Source organism: Oleiphilus sp. HI0123 (assembly GCF_001635315.1).
Genome location: NZ_LWGE01001044.1, coordinates 1 through 3,221, shown reverse-complemented (window position 1 = coordinate 3,221; position 3,221 = coordinate 1). Strand labels below are relative to the sequence as shown.

4 protein-coding genes are annotated in these 3,221 nt (G+C 42.0%); 1 reads left to right on the top strand and 3 read right to left on the bottom strand.

Annotated features, from left to right (window positions below; genetic code table 11):
• Positions 1–1,026: DUF1631 family protein (locus tag A3761_RS09185; protein ID WP_156491776.1), on the bottom strand; the 1,026-nt coding region annotated here is incomplete at its 3' end.
• A 203-nt stretch (positions 1,027–1,229) separates the two neighbouring features.
• Here A3761_RS09185 and A3761_RS09180 point away from each other — a divergent pair.
• Positions 1,230–2,081, top strand: a complete 852-nt coding sequence (locus tag A3761_RS09180; protein WP_068510568.1) for a 6-carboxytetrahydropterin synthase — start codon at positions 1,230–1,232, stop codon at positions 2,079–2,081.
• Between the two features lie 11 nt (positions 2,082–2,092).
• Here the strand turns inward: A3761_RS09180 and A3761_RS09175 are convergent, their stop codons facing one another.
• Together A3761_RS09175 and A3761_RS09170 are read right to left on the bottom strand one after the other, a co-directional pair.
• Positions 2,093–2,716, bottom strand: a complete 624-nt coding sequence (locus A3761_RS09175) for an alpha-ketoglutarate-dependent dioxygenase AlkB (protein WP_068510570.1) — start codon at positions 2,714–2,716, stop codon at positions 2,093–2,095.
• A gap of 142 nt (positions 2,717–2,858) precedes the next feature.
• Positions 2,859–3,089, bottom strand: coding sequence for a hypothetical protein (locus A3761_RS09170; RefSeq protein ID WP_068510574.1), 231 nt, complete (start codon positions 3,087–3,089; stop codon positions 2,859–2,861).
• Between the last annotated feature and the right edge of the window lie 132 nt (positions 3,090–3,221).

Here is a 3,221-nt window from a genome sequence, read left to right as displayed (position 1 = left end):
TAATTGGCTAATTGCACCAACTAACTGAGCAGGCGCGTATTGACCTACAGGTATACTTTGCGAGTTTGCATCGATTTCTTCCCCAGCAGAAGCTAAGCCTAATTGCCCCCCACTAGTAGAGGAGGTGTGCAGACGTGACAAAGTATCTAATGTGCTGTTTTCTTGAGCTTTATATTGGTGGCGATTTTCAAGGATAGACGCGGCTGAAGAGCCCCCTCCAATAACTGGTGCATCACTCAGCCCTTCAACATTGTGATTTACTGTCTCTTCGGCTGAACTGGCTTCTTGTGCGGCATCTGCTTCACTTTCTGTCTTTGTTAACGGCTCTTGAGTTTGCTTAGGCTTGTAATTAACTTGGACTTTTTTGACAGTGCCGATTATCTCAAGATATGACTCTCTTAAGTCTTCAAGAAAGCTACGAGACAGCGCTTTATAGATGACAATCTGGGGAGCCGCCGGGATTTCTAGTTGCTCGATAGCTGTTTTTAAGGTGCTGAAAATTGCATGGGGTGCCAGAGGACAATCTTCCTTTCCAATTGTTTCTCCAAACAGGTACGAAACAATTAAACAAACCTCATGAAGCTCGTAACCAAGTTCAGCTTCTAGGTACTTGATACCCATATTGGCACTAAGCCAATCTTCAAAGTCATCTTTGGAGACAAGACTAAGTGAGTCAAGGTCAAGCTTATCGCCACCATGCGGCTTTTGTGTATCAGTTTTCACTTGCTCTAGTTCATCACTGAGCACCTCTTCATTTGATAAACTCTGCTCAACCTCCTTCAGAGCGCCAATAGCATTGTTTGCAACCTGTGCAGCAAACCATTCACTATTTGCTTCTAGAAGATTAATGGCTAAAGAAAAATCCGCTCGCAGCCAATCCTCAGCATCATCTAGTTTCTTATATAACTGAGCTGAGGTAGCGTGAATCGCTTTTCCAATGCCGTCATTAAACGACACGGCAACCTGCTGGGCTAACGCCTGCAGCAACTGGGTCTTAAGCTTGATGGATACGGAAAATTCTGCCATGAAAGCCGATATTAATAGGAACTTTAGTTAACTAGTGTCTATTAAGGCTAATCTAAACACCTGATTTAACAAGTTAAGTATTCAATATGTTACAAAAAACCAAGAAAAGGAAAAAAACTGTAAAATGTCGGGGAATCCCTACCTATCCTTTGATATCATTACACGATAGGTCGGGACTCCCCTGCTTTCATTCAGGAAAACTTATGAACCAGCTGTTTGTTAACAACCTCAGTGTTATCGATTTCTCTTACTATGACTTTCAACGCGGGATACTCGGTGAAAGCTGGATCGTGGACATAGTGCTTAGTGGTGAGCTGGATGATCAGGGAATGGTCTTTGACTTCGGTCATGTAAAAAAGCAGATTAAGCAAATAATCGATGAAGAACTCGATCACCGCTTTGTGATATCAGCACAAGCCAAAAACCTTGAAGTAAAACAAGATAAAGGTGTGTGTGAGCTAAATTGGAAAAACGTCATGGGGTCTTATCAACACATATCCCCGGAATCAGCGGTGCTAGTACTTGATGTAAAAACCATCAATACTAAAACCGTTGCAGCTTATCTCGAAACAATAATTCTTAATGCCCTTCCTGACAATGTCAGTAAGGTCGAACTTTCTCTTAGTGAGGAGCACATTGACGGTGCTTATTACCACTATAGCCACGGCCTCAAAAAACATGACGGCAACTGCCAGAGAATCGTTCACGGTCACCGTTCAAAAATTGAGATATTTGAAAACCACCAACGAAATTTCGACTTAGAAGACTATTGGGCGGCTTGCTTCCGAAATATTTATATAGGTACGCAAGAAGATATTGTCGAGGAGTTTGATATTGACGGTAAAGCGCACGTAACGTTTGCCTATAGAGCACAACAAGGTAAGTTTAGTGTTACGCTCCCTGCCAAACGTGTCTACTTAATTGATAGCGACTCAACTGTTGAGTTAATTGCTCAACATGTCGCCCTACGCTGTAAAGAAATGAAGCCCGCCAACCATTATCGCGTCAATGCCTACGAAGGCGTCGGAAAAGGCTCTATTGCTGTTTCCAAATAAAGACACGCCCCTTACATAATTCGTCGGAAAGTTAGATTAATTCGCTCTGCAACCTCGCGTCGAGTTTTTGGCGCCTGGTGTAACCAATTCTTTTGCACGCCGGATTTCATTAGCAATAAAGAACCGTGCTCAAGCTCCAGCTGATATTTTTCTCCCTCTTTCCTTTTGTGTTTTAGCTGGAAGTAGCGACTTTGACCAAAGCTAAGTGAAGCGATAATCGGGTCAGGGCCTAAGCTTGATTCGTCATCACTATGCCAGGATACGCTGTCTTGACCATTACGGTAGCGGTTGACCAAGACACCATTGAATATTTCACCCGTACGCTGCTCTACCAAGATCTTTATATTTTGCAATAAGGGCGTCCAGTTTTTCGGCTTTGCAGCGATCCCAGAATAGCTGTAAGAGATGTTAGGATCACCATACCATGCACTGAGCCGCGGTATTGGGCGCTCGACACCATACATTTGAATATACTCTTGCTGCCATTCGATATCGCAAAGCAAAGACTTAAATAAGCTGTCAGCTTCACTGCGAGAATAAAAGTGACGGTAATAACTTAAGGCCCCACCATCTAAGCCAATATCAATTGCTTCGGGGTAAGCGTGAGCACTAGTTTCAAATAGATCTTCTGTCATCGATATATTATGAAGCTAAGACACAAAAAAAGGGAAGCTCTATGCTTCCCTTTTATAGATAAACCAACTCAGGCCAAATCAGTTTATTATATTGTCGCGTTGACTGCGCTTCTATTTATACTCCGTAACTACAGCTAGCAGCTTAGGCTACGTCTTGCGCTGATTTCATTTTTGCTTTCATTTCCTCACGAAACACTTCGATTGGGTCATCATGCAACCGGTGTGGATCCATATCGTGCTTCATTGTCCACATCATATAATCTAATAACTCTTGCTGTGCTTTTTCTTGTGCTTTACGTGCGCTACGGATATTTACAACATTTGATGTTTCAGTCTTTTCCACCATTTGTACTTCGTTGTTAGTTGCGAACATATTTATCACCCGTCAATTTAATCTGCTAATTAATCAATTTTTTGTATTTGTACTTCTCTTTGAAGTACATTTTTATTTAGTTGATTCACATTAAGCGATTAGCATGCCAACTTCATAAATAACTTTGATTAC